This is a genomic window from Sphingobium agri, from assembly GCF_023051225.1.
In the GTDB taxonomy this organism is placed as follows: Bacteria; Pseudomonadota; Alphaproteobacteria; order Sphingomonadales; family Sphingomonadaceae; genus Sphingobium; species Sphingobium agri.
This window is the reverse complement of record NZ_JALKHS010000006.1, coordinates 520704-535948: the sequence shown is the minus strand read 5'-3', so window position 1 is coordinate 535948 and position 15245 is coordinate 520704. Positions and strand designations below refer to the sequence as shown.

Annotated in this window: 12 protein-coding genes; 1 reads left to right on the top strand and 11 read right to left on the bottom strand. The window is 62.9% G+C overall.

The features are described from left to right. Positions 1–45: 45 nt before the first annotated feature. The gene (locus MU848_RS05795; RefSeq protein WP_247230792.1) at positions 46–1212 is read right to left on the bottom strand and encodes a hypothetical protein; all 1167 of its coding nucleotides are present in this window, start codon (positions 1210–1212) and stop codon (positions 46–48) included. Positions 1213–1290: 78 nt separating this feature from the next. Beyond that, positions 1291–1593, bottom strand: coding sequence for an Hpt domain-containing protein (locus MU848_RS05790; RefSeq protein WP_097091974.1), 303 nt, complete (start codon positions 1591–1593; stop codon positions 1291–1293). Between the two features lie 79 nt (positions 1594–1672). Here MU848_RS05790 and MU848_RS05785 point away from each other — a divergent pair, with 79 nt between their 5' ends. Then, positions 1673–4345: a hypothetical protein gene (locus MU848_RS05785; protein WP_247230790.1), complete on the top strand. Its 2673-nt coding sequence runs from the start codon at positions 1673–1675 to the stop codon at positions 4343–4345. A 238-nt stretch (positions 4346–4583) separates the two neighbouring features. On the opposite strand, the gene MU848_RS05780 is transcribed toward MU848_RS05785, so the two are convergent. The 9 genes from MU848_RS05780 to MU848_RS05740 form a co-directional block, all read right to left on the bottom strand. Continuing rightward, positions 4584–6695 (bottom strand): GumC family protein, encoded by a 2112-nt coding sequence (locus MU848_RS05780; protein WP_380800351.1) that lies wholly within the window; start codon positions 6693–6695, stop codon positions 4584–4586. Then, positions 6695–7405: a polysaccharide biosynthesis/export family protein gene (locus MU848_RS05775; protein WP_247230788.1), complete on the bottom strand. Its 711-nt coding sequence runs from the start codon at positions 7403–7405 to the stop codon at positions 6695–6697. Before MU848_RS05775 ends, MU848_RS05780 begins: the two co-directional genes overlap by 1 nt. A gap of 123 nt (positions 7406–7528) precedes the next feature. Next, positions 7529–8824, bottom strand: coding sequence for a UDP-N-acetyl-D-mannosamine dehydrogenase (wecC, locus tag MU848_RS05770; RefSeq protein WP_247230786.1), 1296 nt, complete (start codon positions 8822–8824; stop codon positions 7529–7531). A 90-nt stretch (positions 8825–8914) separates the two neighbouring features. Further along, complete coding sequence (gene xth / locus MU848_RS05765) at positions 8915–9688, bottom strand: exodeoxyribonuclease III (protein ID WP_247230784.1); 774 nt, start codon at positions 9686–9688, stop codon at positions 8915–8917. Between the two features lie 66 nt (positions 9689–9754). After that, complete coding sequence (erpA, locus tag MU848_RS05760; protein WP_247230782.1) at positions 9755–10081, bottom strand: iron-sulfur cluster insertion protein ErpA; 327 nt, start codon at positions 10079–10081, stop codon at positions 9755–9757. Positions 10082–10157: 76 nt separating this feature from the next. Continuing rightward, positions 10158–10883 (bottom strand): M23 family metallopeptidase, encoded by a 726-nt coding sequence (locus tag MU848_RS05755; RefSeq protein WP_201514620.1) that lies wholly within the window; start codon positions 10881–10883, stop codon positions 10158–10160. 109 nt (positions 10884–10992) lie between these two features. Continuing rightward, a complete protein-coding gene (locus MU848_RS05750; RefSeq protein ID WP_247230780.1) occupies positions 10993–11748 on the bottom strand; it encodes a ferritin-like domain-containing protein in 756 nt (251 codons plus the stop codon). A gap of 50 nt (positions 11749–11798) precedes the next feature. Further along, positions 11799–12260, bottom strand: a complete 462-nt coding sequence (gene bcp, locus MU848_RS05745) for a thioredoxin-dependent thiol peroxidase (RefSeq protein WP_247230778.1) — start codon at positions 12258–12260, stop codon at positions 11799–11801. Further along, a complete protein-coding gene (locus MU848_RS05740; RefSeq protein ID WP_247231672.1) occupies positions 12244–14916 on the bottom strand; it encodes a bifunctional [glutamine synthetase] adenylyltransferase/[glutamine synthetase]-adenylyl-L-tyrosine phosphorylase in 2673 nt (890 codons plus the stop codon). The genes bcp and MU848_RS05740 overlap by 17 nt, the downstream gene beginning before the upstream one ends. Positions 14917–15245 lie beyond the last annotated feature (329 nt).

Genomic DNA, 15245 nt, shown 5'->3' with positions numbered 1-15245 from the left:
GCTGCACGTCCTTAAAATGCACTAAACCCTATCGCCGAAATAAATTCAGGTCGCTTTGCGTAAGATGATCGCGCCTGCGGAAGCGATCGCGGCCAGCATGGCGACTTCATAACCCATCATCGTCGCCCCTAGCAGCGTCGTCAGCAACAACAGAACAACCGCGCTTGCAGGCGTGAAGATCATCCACGCCCTGGCGCCTCCAGTCCGTTGCCAGCGATCGGCCAACTGGATGATTGCTAGCAGCAGCGCGAGGCACGTCGCCAACACACTGCCACCGGCCAGCGATATTCCTCCCACGGCGAAGAAAGGAACGACAAAGGCCACCCACCCGGCCGGGGGAGCGCGAAGAGCGAGCTCGTCCAGCCGATCCGCGATTTCGGCGAGCGCCAGTGCCACAAGCAACAACAGAAACCCTGTCGCGGGCCAGAGCAATTCGATCGGCACCAGGGCGATAGCCCCCAGCGCCATGGCGGCAACGCGCACCTGCGTCGCGGGAACCTGCGTGCGCATTAAAGCCGGGCTGAACAACCGGGCAGCGGGGCACAGGAGATAATGTTCAGCCAGGCCGCGCACCCTCTTCGCCAAGGATCCGGCGGACATCACCGCCTGGGCGACAAGGTCCGCCTGTGCCTGCCCATCGACCAGCGCGACACGGCCGGTCAACAGATCATCCTGCGGCACCGTGATCCGCCGTGCGTCATTCTGCACCGCCGCACGCACGAGCGTCAGCGACAGGTCCCAATCGCCGATCATGTCGAGCGTGCCGAAAAGCAGGTCAGGACTTATCCGTGCAAGGCCCGCCCAGCGCTGCCCCGCGTCGATCCGCTCGAACGGAGCGCTGGCGCGGCTGTCGTCGGTGACCAGAAGGGCATTGCCATCCCGCTCGGCGATCGCATCGAAATGCCCCTGCGCGATGACGACGCCGTCAGCGACAAGGAGGACATCGGCGTCGCGCGGCGCGTCCCGCACCATGGAGACCATATCGCGGATCAAGGCGACAGCGATGCCATCGGCGCTCAACCGATCGACGGCCTGCGACAGGGCAGGCGTAATGACGCTCACCAGGATCATTATCCGGTCTGCCCCCGCCCGAGCGGCCTGCCGCGCCTGATATTCCACCAGCGTCTGACCCGCAAAGTGCAGGCTGGCGCGAAGTGCGCCCGAAGAATCGCTGGACGCCCGGCTGGCGCTGAGAATGGCGGCAAAAGTCATGCTGAGATGGAACTGACCCGTTCTTGTGTGATCCCGCCTTTTCGCAAGGCTGTTGCCATCACGCAAGCTTGCTGCGGTTCAGCTCTGCTGAAGCCGGTCTATCGCCATCCGCAATTGACGCAAAATGCGCGGATCTCCAGGCGTACAATCCGCCGCCTCATCAGCCAGCGCCATCAGATGGGTGAGGCCAAAACTCGCCGCCAAACCCTTCAGCCGCCATGATGCGACTTCCCAGCCAGCATCATTCTGCGCGTTACGCAAAAGGTCCAGCTGCCTTTCGGCACTCTCCATGAAGGCCACACGCAGATCCGCGATCAGCGCGAAATCTTCGCCGACAGCGGCAGCAAGAGCAGCATTCAGGGCGCCAGGATCATAGGACATGGGCCGAACGCTATCGGGCTTGCGTTAAGTTTTGGTAACAGGGCATTTTGTTGCGCTGAAAAGATGATAGGATGGGGTCATGAACGGGGGCAGCACCATCGTCGAATTCTGGCGAGACAAGAGCATTGCGACTACTGGCGAGTCGCAAAAGGACGAAGCACTGCTGTTGGAGCAGGTCGTCGAGGACGCAGACACCGATGACGAAGCCGTGGAGCGGCGCGATCCCTTTGATCGACGAACGCAGGCTATCTTCGGGCTGGCCGCGCTGCTGTGGCTGGGCTTTGCCGGTTGGGCCACCATATCCACGCATCAATGGCAGGCGGGACCTGCTGCCTGGCCCGGCCTTGTCACGACCATGCTCCTGCCGGTGGTGGGCCTCGGGGTCTGCTATCTGTTGCTCGCTCGCACCAGCAGGGCCGAATCGCGCCGCTATCTGGACGCCGCGCGCGTGCTGCATACGGAGGCAGAGCAGCTCGAAGCCCGGCTGAACCGCATCAACCGCCAACTCGCTACCGCCCGCGATGCGATGCAGGATCAGGCGGAATTGCTCGATAGCTACGGCGCAGCGGCGAGCAGCAATATGGAAGCATCGGCCGAGCTGATCGCCAGCCGCGCGCACAGCACGACGGAAAAGGCCGAAGCAGCCGAGCGTGCAGGCACTGCCTTGGTCGGCCGCATGGACGCGTTGATAGCAGCCATGCCGGAATTGGAAGAGCGCGCCACCCGCATGGCCGCCCAGATCATCGACAATGGCCATGCCTTGGCCGAGCGTATCGACACTCTGGAAGCCCGGCTCCATGCTTTGGGCGAACTGTCCGACGATGCGCGGGCGCGCACCCTCACCGCCACGAAGAGCCTGTCGAGCCAGCTCACCCAGCTGCAGGAAGCCACGCGCTCCGCGACGGAAGAAGTGAACGGAATGGCGGACATCGCTGCCGGGCGGATAGACGCCACGGCGCAGAGTGCCCGCCTGACGATGCAGGAGGGCGCCGCCGAGATCGATCGCCAAGCAAGCACCCTTGCCAGCCTTCTGGAAAGAGCGCGCGCAGGCATCACCAACAGTGCCGAAGCCACGATCGAATTGCTGACGCAAAATCTCGACCGGGTTGAAGGCGATGTGCGGCAGCGCTTGGAAAATGCCGTTGATCACGCACAACAAAGCATGTCGGCGGCCGATCGCGATCTCACCGCGCAGGCGGAGTCACTCCGCGCCCTTGTCGAGACCGCGCAAGCAGGAATCGCCGCGACCAGCCAGAATGCCCTTGCCGCTCTGTCTCGCGACGCCGAAGAGATCGAGCTTCAGCTTCGCGCACGCGCAGAAGCTGCCTTCGCTCGCGCCCACGAAGGCGTGACGATCACTGAGGAAGGTCTCGCCCGGCAGGCTGAGGCGCTTGACGCATTGGTCGCCCGCTCTCGCGGCAATATCGCCAGCATCGCCGATGAGACCGTCTCCGCCATTTCCGACCATATGACGGAAGTGGAAAGCCGCCTGCATCAGATCAATGATCTGGTCGAGGGACAGCGCACACTGGTGGCTGGGCTGCACACGACGCTTGGCGATGCCATCGACAACGCGCAGTCGCGCTTCGCCGCGCTGGAAGAAAGCGCCCTGTCGCGCAATGACCGCCTCACCGACGCACTTTCGCGCCTTACGGTCGAGACACAGCGTATCGATGATGCGCTCGCAGCCGGCGGGGTCACGGCAGAAAAGCTCATCAGCTGCGCCGAAACCCTGCTTGTGGCGCTCGATTCAAGCGTGCGCGAACTGGACGAAACCTTCCCGGCCGCGCTTCAGCGTTTCGATGCCCGCATATCCACCAGCCGCGAGCTGCTCGACAGCGCGGCCCCCGAAATGGAGCGCCTGGAGGCGATTTCCGAAGCACTGGTCGGCCGCACGCAGGAAGCCGAAGAGCTGCTGCGCGGCCAAGGCCGTCGGCTCACCGAATGGCTGGAAAGCACGCAAAGCGGCGTCGAGGCCAATCGCGAGCTGGTTGAAAAGCTGCGGACGGCACTCGACCATGCCCATGAAGATGCAACGCGGATCACCGAGGGTGCTGGCCCGTTGCTGGTAACCGCCTTGCTGCGCGTCAAGGACACGGCTGATCAGGCCGCCGAACGCGCGCGCCAGGCATTGGGCCGCGCAATTCCAGATGCGGCGCAGTCGCTCGCCGAAGCAAGCGAAGTCGCCTTGCAGCAGGCCGTCAATGACAAGGTCACAGCGCAGATCGAAAAGCTCGCTCAAGTCGCGGAGGAAGCCGTTCGGGCGGCGCATCAAGCGTCCGATCGCCTTACCCGACAGCTACTGACGATTGCCGACACGAGCGCCAGCGTTCAATCGCGGATCGAGGAAGCAGAACGAGCCGCCGAAGACCGCGACCGGGATCATTTCGCCCGCCGCTCTGCCCTGCTCATAGAATCGCTCAACAGCACCTCGATCGATGTCGCCAAGATCCTGTCGAACGACGTGACGGATTCCGCCTGGGCTTCTTATCTAAAGGGAGATCGCGGCGTCTTCACCCGCCGCGCCGTCAAGCTGCTAGATGCAGGGGAATCGCGCGAGATCGCCTTGCATTATGACAATGACGCCGAGTTCCAGGAGCATGTGAACCGGTACATTCATGATTTCGAATCCCTGCTGCGGATCATCCTGTCGGCACGGGACGGCAATGCGCTCGGGGTTGCCGTGCTCTCGTCGGACATGGGCAAGCTCTATGTCGCCCTCGCCCAGGCTATCGAGCGGCTTCGCCAATAGACGCGTGGCCGTGGGTTCACCCGGCTACGCGTTTCCATTCCATGGTACAGCCATTCTTCAGCGGCCAATACCGTCTGCTGGCTGAGGAATACGTCCATAAATCATGCGGACGGGGCTGTGACTAACGCCATTCACGCGGCACTAATGAAAGATCCGATCGACCGGATCGGACCATGCTCCATCAGCTTTGGTCTTCCGCATTTCTTACGCCAGCAGATACGTCTGCTTCGAAAATGCACTAACCGTTTCTGTGATACTCATATTCGAAGGCGCGCCCCTGCTGCTTTGTCAGCACCGCACCGATGATCGCACCGCCCGCTCGGCGCAGACGGTCCACTGCCACGCGCAATCCGCCATGATGATTGCGGCCCCATTCCACGATCAGCACCGCCGCCTCTGCCTTTGCTGCCAGCAGCGACGTATCGGGAACCCCCAGGATAGGGGGCGCGTCGATCAGAACCGTATCATAGCCGCCCTGGACGTTCGCCAGCAGCACATCCAGAGCGGAGGTTGACAATAGCTCTGCCGGATTAGGCGGTATGGCGCCGCTGGGCAGCAGCGATACGCCGGGAATTCCACTCTGCACGGTTACGTCCTCCGGCTTCGCCTGCCCCGTCATGACCTCGCTGAGGCCCCGGTCAGGCGTGATGCCGAACAGGCCATGCTGGCGCGGTCTGCGCATATCGGCGTCGATCACCAGCACCTTGCGGTCGAGCTTGGCCAGCGCCAAGGCCAAGGCGTGGACGGTCGAAGACTTCCCCTCTCCTTCCTGAGCGCTGCTGACCAAGATCGACTTCGGCAATCCTGCGGAGGAGGCAAGCAACAGCGAAGATGCAATGGGGACGTAGGTTTCCGCAGCCGGCTTGTCGGTCACGGGGACCGTACCCAGCAACGGCATGTTAGCGCGCTCCGCCAATGTGTCGGCAGACGTCACGGCGTCATCGAACACATGCCGTCCCGCAACCATCAGCAAGCCCAGCAGCAGACCTCCAAGCGAGGCCATCAGCATGGTGGTGCCGATGTTGGGGGAAGACGGTCGTGAAGGAACGGCGGCACGGTCCAGCGGCTGAATGCGCCCTGCTTGAAAACCCGCCTGCGATGCCATGTCGCGATAGCGCTGGAGCAGGCTGTCATGCAGCAATCGATACGTATCGACCGACCGCTCCAAGATGCTCATCTGCACGCCGCGGCCACGTTCCGCCTGCGCCTGGCGCTCCACGCCCGCGATCTCGGCTTCGATCTGTTTTTCGCCATGGACGGCAACGTCAAACTGCTCCCGAAGGGACGCGCGGATGCTGTTTGCCATTGCCGCAGCTTGATCGTCGAGCGCCGCCAACCGGGCGCGCGCCTCCCTCATTTCCGGATGGGCATCCTTGCGGAACTGCCGTTCCTCCACGACTGATGCCCGGGCTTGCGCCCGCTGCGCCATCAACTGTTGCATGGCGCCATTGTTCAGCACTTCAGGCAGCGTCTCGACGCTCGACAGACGCGCGCTTTCCCAGCGCTTCTGCGCCGCGATCCGGTCTGCCATGGCTTGGGCGCGAAAGGCATTGAGTTGCGCGAGCCGGGTCGCGGTCGTGCCCGCGGAGCTGTCAGGCGGACCATCCCTGGTGCCAGCGGTTTGGGAAGGCGACCCATTCCTCGCGGCATAGGTTGCAAGGTCTCGCTCGGCGCGCTCCAGATCGCGGCGAGCGGCATCCAGTTCACCCAACAGGAAGCGCCGCGCCTGAACCCCGGACTCAAAACCTCGCTTCAGGTCCGCCCGGATCAGACTGTCGGCATAGCTGTTCGCCACCCGCGCCGATAGCGTCGGGTCCGCGCTCGTGAAACTGATGCGGATGACACGGCTTTTGCCGGGCAGCTGCACGTCCAGATTTTCGCGGAGAAGGTTGATCACCGCCTCTGTTTCCACCTGCCGCTGGCTGAGCGATCCCGATCCCCGCTCGGGGCGCCGTTCATTCATGCCGTCGAAGAAGGTGCGGCTGCCCACCAGCGCCAACTCGCGCGCGACATCTTCCGCAAGCGCGCGGCTGCGCAGCACTTCCTGCTCGGTTTGCATCAGCGCTTCATTGTCTGCGGGCGCAATCGGCCGCTGGGTCGCCCCTGCCCGCGCCGCTCCTGCCGGCACATCCTCGACCTCTACCGACGCGGTCGCGCGATAATCGGGGGTGGAGAGAAGGATGAAGATGATGCCCGCCAATACGCAAAGCGCCATGGTGACCAACAGGATGATGCGGTGCCGCCATATCGCTGTCCAGGCGGAACGAGCGATCGTCACCATGCGAGCGCTACGCCCTTCCGGCATCGCGGAGGCGTGGTCATTGTCGATGCGGATGATACGCCCCGCCATCAACGATCTCCGTCCAGCGCTATGAAGGCCGCTCCCAGCGCCGGGAGAGCCAGCAATGTGCCGCCAAGGATCGCTTTCGCCCGTGACAGGCCGACAATGATTGTATCACCGGGCAGGACCTCAGGATCAGCCGCCTCACCCTTGCGGATCGCGTCCAGGTCGAACTTGGCTGCTTGCCGCTGGCCCTGCACCTGACGGACAATGACGATCTGCTTCAGGCTCGCAAGGCGGCTGGGACCCTTCGCCAGGGCGACGGCTTGCAGCAGCCCGGTGCGCCCTTCGATGGGATAGAGCCCAGGCTCCCTCACCTCTCCATCCACCGTGATGCGGCGGCCTACGGCCTTTTTTACGAAGACGGTGACTTGCGGCGAGACCAGATAACGCTCGCCCAGCCTGCCCGCGATGACGTCGGAGGCCTCGCCCGCCGACAGCCCGGCGACCGGCACGTCTCCGATCAACGGCATTCGGATCATGCCTGCCGCCGTCACCTCGGCATCTTCCAGAGAAAGTCCGGGCTCATGATAGATCTGCACGCGCAGCACATCGTCGGGCGCGATGCGATAATCCATGCCCACCGCCGGAGCGGCAGGCATCAACGCATAGGCCGCAGCCTCACGCGGGGCATCTTCGACCGTAGCACATCCGCCAAGCAGGGCGCAGCCGAAGAGGATGCCCAAAGTCTGATGCGTCCTGTCGGTCGGCCTGCCCATCGATGACAAATTCCCCACATATTTCAGGCATTCCGCCAGACGGCGGATGCCTGCGGTGGGGTTAGCGAGGCGAAATGGTCATGGCAACCACGGCCACGCGCTCGCGCAACGGTCCGCAGTCGGTCAGACCGCGATACGCCCCGGCTGATCGTGCGGCAGACGGCGAGGCTGGTCGGGCCATACCCCACGCGTGTCATAAACCGCCTTGCCAAGACGCTCGTCCACCGGAACTGATTTGAACATGTCATGATCAACCAGAATGACGAATACGCCACATTGTTCCAGTGCCGTATCGAGATCGATCAGTTCCGCCCCAGTGCCTGCAAATTCCATCGGCAAGGCGTCGGCATAGGGCTCGACCAGTTTGATCCGGCGGCCATAGCGGCGGGCGAGGCGGCTCGCCACTTTCACCGCCGGACTTTCCCGGAAGTCATCGATGTTCGCCTTGAACGCAAGGCCAAGGCAAGCGACGTCCTCGCCCGCAAAGTCATCGATCAGGTCCGATACCTTTGCAACAACATGGTCCGTCTTCGCATCATTCACTTCCCGTGCCGCCCGGATAAGGCGGCTGTTTTCGGGATCCCCATGCACGATGAACCAGGGATCGACAGCGATACAATGTCCCCCAACGCCCGGTCCGGGCTGAAGGATGTTCACGCGTGGATGGCGATTGGCGAGCCGGATCACTTCCCACACATCGATGTCCATGCCCTCGGCGATGACGGACAATTCGTTGGCGAAAGCGATGTTAACGTCACGGAAGCTGTTTTCGACCAGCTTCACCATTTCGGCAGCACGCGCGCTGGTGGTGATGCATGCGCCGCGCACGAACTGGCGGTAAAAGGCTAGCGCTTTGCGGGCGCATCGTGGCGTGATGCCGCCAATGCAACGGTCATTGTCGATGAGTTCGACAAGGATGCGGCCCGGCAGAACGCGCTCTGGGCAGTAGGCAATCGCCACGTCTCCCGCAGTGCCGGGGCCCGGCATCTTCAGGTCAGGGCGAAGTTGCGCGAACAGGTCCCGCATCGCTTCGGTCGTGCCCACCGGCGAGGTGGACTCCAGGATCACCGTGTCGCCCGCCTTCAACACCTCGGCAACGGTCCGTGCGGCGTTCAGCACATAGGAAATATCGGGAGCGCGATCCTCCGCCACGGGAGTGGGCACTGCGATGATGAAGACATCGCTTGGTTCGACGGTCAGGCTGGCCCGCAAATTTCCACGCGCAACAACGCCTTGGACAAGGCCGTCGAGATCAACTTCCTCGATATGGACACGGCCCGAATTGACCGTCTCGACAACATGGGCGCTGACATCCACGCCCACGACCTGAGCTCCGCCGCGCGCAATCAGGGCCGCAGTGGGCAACCCGATATAGCCAAGGCCAATGACGGAAACTTTCTGCTGCTTGTCGATGGGCATGCTTCAATCCTGGAAATCGATCAGTTGCCGCTGTTTTTGAAGGCAAAAGCTGAAGATTCCGGTAATGACGCCTGATCGAGCAGGCCCTGATTACTCGCGCAGTTCGACCCAGGTCGGCGCGTGGTCGCTTGCTTTTTCCCGCCCGCGAAAATCCTTGTCCACTTGTGCGTCCACCAGGCGATCGGCCGCCGCAGGGCTCAGCAGCAGATGGTCGATGCGGAAACCGGCGTCGCGTGGCCAGGCGTTCATCTGATAATCCCAATAGGTCCACACCCCGCCTGCGGGGTGGCGGCTCGCGATCGCGTCGGTCCACCCGTCGCCCAGCAATCGGCGGTAAGCGGCGCGGCTCTCCGGCTGCATCAGCGCGTCGTCCGCCATGGCCTTGACCGAATAGACGTCCCGGTCGCGTGGGATGACATTATAGTCGCCAGCAAGGATGGCGGGCACTTCCTCCGTCCAGATTTCCGTTGCACGATCGCGCAAGCGCTTCATCCAGCGCAGCTTGTAATCGAATTTCGGCCCCGGCTGCGGATTGCCATTGGGCAGGTAGATGCTGGCGACGCGCACGCCCTTCACATCGGCTTCGATATAGCGGCTATGCTCATCCTCGGGCTCCCCCTCCAGACCCCGGCGTATCTCGGCCGGCGTCTCGCCACGCGCCAATATGGCAACGCCGTTGAAGCCCTTCTGCCCGTGCCATATCGCGCCATAGCCGACATCCTCGATGTCCTTCAGCGGGAAGGTCTCGTCCGAAGTCTTGATTTCCTGAAGGCAGGCGACATCGGGCTGCGTTTCGTTCAGCCATTCCAGCAGGCGCGGCAATCGCGCCTTGATGCCGTTGATGTTGAATGTCGCGATGCGCATGGGGCTTTTCTCCTCCCGCGCATCCCTAAAGAGAACAGCAGCCCTTAGACAAGGGAGCCCCCAAGATTAAATGGAAAAGCTCGATCCGCAGCCGCAGCCAGCGGTAGCATTGGGGTTCGTCACCTTGAACGCCGATCCACCCAGGTCAGACACAAAGTCCACCGCCGCGCCGCGCACCAGGTCCAGGCTGATATCATCTACGACCAACGTCACGCCATCCCGCTCCACGGCCAGGTCGTCCGCCTCCACCGCATCGGCCAAACCGAACCGGTACTGAAAGCCCGAACATCCGCCACCCTCGACGGCAAGCCGCAGGATCGCTGGCTTGCCCTGCTTGGCGGCGATCGCGGCCACACGGGCAGCGGCGGAAGGGGTAAGGTCGATGTCAGACATGCTCATTAGATAAGGTCAAGCAAAAGGCCCGGCAACCCATCGGCGCCGAGCCTTTGCACGCAAAGCGGCTTGGCCGTTAATCGGCTTCCTTTTCCTGCGCCTTGGTCGGGCCGCCCATCGCGATCGGCGGCTTCGTGTTCATCGCCACCAGGACGTCGGGGCCGGTGACGAAAGGCATGGGGTTGATCGCCTGACCATCCACGCGGACTTCATAGTGAAGATGGCTGCCGGTCGAGCGGCCCGTCGATCCCATCAGGCCGATCAGCTGGCCACGACGGACAAAGCTGTTGGGAGCTGCGACCAGCTTGGACATGTGCCCGTAACGGGTCTCAAGACCGCCACCATGGGTGATCTGGACCAGATTGCCATAGCCGCTGGCCCAACCGGCGCGGCTCACGATGCCATCTGCGGTAGCGTAGATCGGGGTGCCGACGGGCCCTGGAATATCGATGCCCTTGTGCATCCGCGCGCCGCCATTGAAAGGATCGGAACGAACGCCGAAGTTGGACGTCAGCGACAGCTTCAGCACCGGGCGTCCGGTCGGGATATTGTTGTTGGCGGCCTTCACGCCACCATCAAGCCGCTGCATGCTGGAAAAGAGATTGGAAAAACCGATGTCGGCAGGACCGAGCGCGCTGTTGTTGATTTCCGACGCCTCCCCATAGGGATCGTCACCGACCGCCTTTGCCTGGGCCGGGACGGCGGCGCACAACACACCCGCCACACTCATCACACCAACAGACTTGCACGCAGACAGGAACCATCGCGCGCCACGCGCATTCATAGAACGAAGAAACAACATGCCGACCCCGACTTATCCTCCGGAGGCTCTTTAAGCCTCTCGGCGCTCCCCGTGTTGACCAAATGCGACCTAGATCGCCACCCGCATCATCAAAAGGACATTTCCCGTCTCATTGTGCAAGCGCGCCGTAAAAATCCAGCGTTAAACCGGCTTGTCGACGCGCCGAGTCGTTGAACGGAGGTTTGAGCGACCCGCGAAAATGGCGTTTTACAAGGATTTGGTAATGATTTGCGGGGGTCAGCGCCTCTCGCTTCGCCGCATGTTCGAACCACCTTGTCCCCGCCGCCACATGGCGAATCTCATCTGTCATAATGCGGCGCAACATGCGTGCCGATACAATGTCCCCGATGCTTTCGAACCGCGCGATCGTGGACGGCGTGATATCCAGCGCACGCGCTTCCAGCACCATCGGAACGATCGCCAGACGTGCCATTGCATCCTGCGCGGTTTCGGACGCCGCCTGCCACAATCCGTCATGCGCGGGCAATTGACCGTAAAAGCTCCCCAACTGCCGCAAGCGCCGGTCCAGCAAGGCGAAATGCATCGCTTCCTCCGCGCCCACCTGCATCCAGTCATCGACAAAGCCTTGCGGAAACGCGCTTCCAAACCGTCCGATCAGGTCAAACGCCAGGTCGATTGCCACGAACTCGATATGGGCAAGCGCATGCAGCATCGCGATCCGCGACCGATCGGAACCGATCTTGCCGCGCTTGGGCATCTGGTTGGCGGGCAACAGCAACGGAGCATCCGGCCGCGCAGGCGTATCCGGCATCGCGGCATCAAAGCGATGTGCCAACCGGCCCTGCCGCCAGCACCGGGAGGCGGCGCGCGCCGCCATCAGCTTGGCTCGCGGCTCCGGCGTCATCAGTACATGCGCGCAGGCCTGGCTTACGCCTTCAATCTCGCGCGGCAAAATCAAAGCGCTTTCGCGGCCTCGAGCACCTCGGCAGCATGGCCCTTCACCTTCACCTTGGGCCACACGCGCAGGATCTTGCCCGATGCGTCCGCCAGGAACGTGGCCCGCTCGATCCCCATATATTTGCGGCCGTAGAGGGATTTTTCGACCCAGGTGCCGAACGCTTCGCATGCGTCGCCCGGCTCGTCGGCAGCAAGCGTGACGTTGAGGCCATATTTATCAGCGAACTTCTTGAGCTTGGCGGGCTTGTCCTTGGAAATGCCCACCACCGGTACGCCCAGCGCGGCGAACTCGCTCGATAGGTCCGTAAAGTCCTTCGCCTCGTTCGTGCAGCCCGGCGTGTCCGCCTTGGGATAGAAATAGACGACCACCGGCTGGCCTCTGAACCGCTCCAGCGTGAAGTCGGCGCCGTCCGCATCCTTCAACGTCACGTTCGGCAGGCTATCACCGGCTTCCAGCATCTTCTTCCTCCGAATAGGGCGCCGACAGCGCGGCCCAGGCATCGCCCACCCTTTGCCGGGCCTGCGCATAGCTTTCAAGCAGCGCGTCCCAGCTTTCGACGCCGCATGCCCGCGCGACGAGCGGACGGGTGGCTTCCGGCGGCTCCGTCGATTTGGGCGACACCAGCCGCGACACGATCAGGAATCGCGTGATCAGGTCGTGCGCATCGATCAGCTCGGCTGGCAGATGGCCCGCCCCGACCAGTTCATCCAACGCCGCGCGAAGATCGGGATTGAACGCCATCTCATGCTTGAACTGCGACACATGGATCAGGAATTCCAGATCGACCAGCCCTCCCGGCACCAGCTTCACGTCCAGTTCGCTGGCAGGCGGCTTGTGTTTGGCAATGTCACTCCGCATCTTCACCGCCTGCCGCGCCAGTTCCGGAAAATCGCGCGGCCGCTCCAATGTCTCGGCAAGTATGGCGCTCAACGCAGCCCGGCCGCTTGCGGACCCGAACACCGGCCGCGCCCGCGTCAGCGCCAGATGCTCCCAGGTCCAGGCTTCCTCACGCTGATACTTGGCGAAACTGTCGAGACTGACCGCCAGCAGCCCCTGCGCGCCCGATGGCCTAAGCCGCGTATCCACCTCATAAAGCGGCCCGGCGGCAGTCTGAACCGATAACGCATTGGTTATGCGTTGCCCCAAGCGGTTGAAATATTGCGTCGCCCCCAACGGCTTTTTTCCATCGGATTCCTTCATGAAATCGCCGGAAAAAAGATAGACCAGATCCAGATCAGAAGCATGCGTCAACACGCCCCCGCCCAATCGGCCCAGCGCCAGGATCAGCATCTCGCCCCCCGGCACCCGCCCATGCACCGCTTCAAATTCCTGGATGGTCGCCCGCGTCAGCGCCTCGATCGCGGCTTCCGCCACCCGCGAATAGCCGCGCCCTGCCTCCAGCGGATCGCTTCCACGAATGATCTGGGCCCCCAGCGCGAACCGCCGGTCATTGACGCGCTGCCGCACACGATCCAGCAGCGCCTGATAATCCTCCCCCTGCTCCAGCTGCGTGAACTGTTCCGCGAGCTGCTCCACCGCAGGCGGCGGATCGAACGCCGATGTATCGATAAGACCATCGAGCAGCTCGGCCCGCCGCCCCAACGCATCCGCCAAAGTCGGCGCGTGACTCAGCAGCTCCGCCATCAACTCCGCCAGACCCGGCCGCGCCGCCAGCAGCTTGAAAAAGTTGATCGCGCTCGGTAACCGCCCGATCAGGTCGTCCAAACGGTTAAGCGCCCGCACTGGGTCCGGAGCGGCGGCGAGCGTCCGCATCAGGTTCGGCAACAAATCTTCCAGCGCTTCCCTGGAGGCCGTGCTACGCAACGCCCTGACCGTCCCTGTACGCCAACACCCGATCCGCGCAACCGGCGCTTCCGGATCAGCAAAGCCCATCTCGGCCAGCTGGTCCGCGAGCCGCTCTTCATCATGCGACAGCGACTCAGCTTTCTGGGCTGGTGTCAGCTGGTCATAATTGGTTCCGACCCACTCCACCTTGGGCCGCAGCAGCTCGATCAGATCGCCGCCGGTTTCCAGCCCATGCAGCCGCGCCACATTGTCCATCGCTTCAGCGGTCTTGGGCAGCTCATGCGTTTGCCGATCCTCCACCATCTGCAGCCTGTGCTCGATAGTGCGGAACAGAACATAGGCCTCGTCGAGCTTCCGGGACACTTCGGCATCGAACAGCCCCGCCGCCGCCAGGGCTTGCAGCGCCTCCCGCGTATTTCCCGACCGCAGCGCCGGATCGCGCCCGCCATGGATCAGCTGGTGAGTCTGGGCGAAAAACTCGACCTCACGGATGCCCCCGCGTCCCCGTTTCAGGTCATAGCCAGGCCCGAAAGCCTGACCCTGCGCATAATGGTCGCGTATCCGCCGCGAAATATCCGTGATGGCATCGATCGCGCCGAAATCCAGACTCCGCCGCCATACGAATGGGCGGATCTGCTGCATGAAATAGTCACCCAGCGCCATGTCCCCGGCTGCCGGGCGAGCGCGGATGAAGGCCGACTGCTCCCATCCCATCGCCATCGACTCATAGTAGCCGATCGCCGCCTCCACCGGCAGCGCAATGGGGGTAGCTTCAGGCGATGGCCGCAACCGCAAGTCCACGCGGAACACATAGCCGTCGCCATCGCGCGCGTTCAGGAGTTCGCTGACCCGCCTGCCGATCCGCACAGCCGCATCCGCCGGGTCCTCCCGCTCGCCATGTGGCAAGGTAGCCGGATCGTAGAGCAGGATCGGATCGATGTCGGACGAGTAGTTGAGTTCGCGGCTGCCATGTTTGCCCAATGCGAGAACGACGAACCCTTTAGGTTCCGCATCCGGATAGCGTTCGGCAAAGGTCGCGAGCAGCGCTTCTTCCAGGGCTTGGTCGGCAAAGGCGGACAGGGTACGCGTAACGCGGTTCAGGTCCCACGCACATGACAGGTCAGCAGCAGCCGTCACCAGCGACAATGCGCCCTTGCGCCGTCTCAACGACCTGGCGATGCCGTCATCGGGACCAGACACGTCACGCGCCGCATTGAGTGCCGCGTCGACATCACCCGCAGCCAGCAAGCCCGTCACATCCGGAAACCGGTCCATCTGCCTGGCAAGAAACGGCGAATGCGCCCGCATCCGCTCCAATGCCGCCGCCCAATCCGTCACGCAACTTCTCCGATCATGGCGGAGCTATCGCCCGAGGCTGCACTGAAAGCCAGAAACTTTTCCCGCCTATGCCCGTTGTATGAACATGGAAATGCAGCGCAAATCAGCAAGCCGATCGGGCAATGGGCGAGCGAGCGCTGACCGCAGTTTTATGACCGTGGGCGTGCCTCAGCCATATGAAGGCGTTGGCAATGCGCTTCGTTCCACCTTTCGCGCAGGACGCGAGAGCTTGCCTTCGGACATGCTCGATTTGCTGGACAAGCTCGACCGACACTGAGGCTGGCGGCAGGACTTTATTT

Bases quoted from the DNA above. Each gene is read 5' to 3' on its own strand.
- MU848_RS05795 (WP_247230792.1), bottom strand. From the start codon at position 1,212: ATGACTTTTGCCGCCATTCTCAGCGCCAGCCGGGCGTCCAGCGATTCT.
- MU848_RS05790 (WP_097091974.1), bottom strand. From the start codon at position 1,593: ATGTCCTATGATCCTGGCGCCCTGAATGCTGCTCTTGCTGCCGCTGTC.
- MU848_RS05785 (WP_247230790.1), top strand. From the start codon at position 1,673: ATGAACGGGGGCAGCACCATCGTCGAATTCTGGCGAGACAAGAGCATT.
- MU848_RS05780 (WP_380800351.1), bottom strand. From the start codon at position 6,695: ATGGCGGGGCGTATCATCCGCATCGACAATGACCACGCCTCCGCGATG.
- MU848_RS05775 (WP_247230788.1), bottom strand. From the start codon at position 7,405: ATGGGCAGGCCGACCGACAGGACGCATCAGACTTTGGGCATCCTCTTC.
- wecC (WP_247230786.1), bottom strand. From the start codon at position 8,824: ATGCCCATCGACAAGCAGCAGAAAGTTTCCGTCATTGGCCTTGGCTAT.
- xth (WP_247230784.1), bottom strand. From the start codon at position 9,688: ATGCGCATCGCGACATTCAACATCAACGGCATCAAGGCGCGATTGCCG.
- erpA (WP_247230782.1), bottom strand. From the start codon at position 10,081: ATGTCTGACATCGACCTTACCCCTTCCGCCGCTGCCCGTGTGGCCGCG.
- MU848_RS05755 (WP_201514620.1), bottom strand. From the start codon at position 10,883: ATGTTGTTTCTTCGTTCTATGAATGCGCGTGGCGCGCGATGGTTCCTG.
- MU848_RS05750 (WP_247230780.1), bottom strand. From the start codon at position 11,748: ATGACGCCGGAGCCGCGAGCCAAGCTGATGGCGGCGCGCGCCGCCTCC.
- bcp (WP_247230778.1), bottom strand. From the start codon at position 12,260: ATGCTGGAAGCCGGTGATAGCCTGCCGAACGTGACGTTGAAGGATGCG.
- MU848_RS05740 (WP_247231672.1), bottom strand. From the start codon at position 14,916: ATGCGGGCGCATTCGCCGTTTCTTGCCAGGCAGATGGACCGGTTTCCG.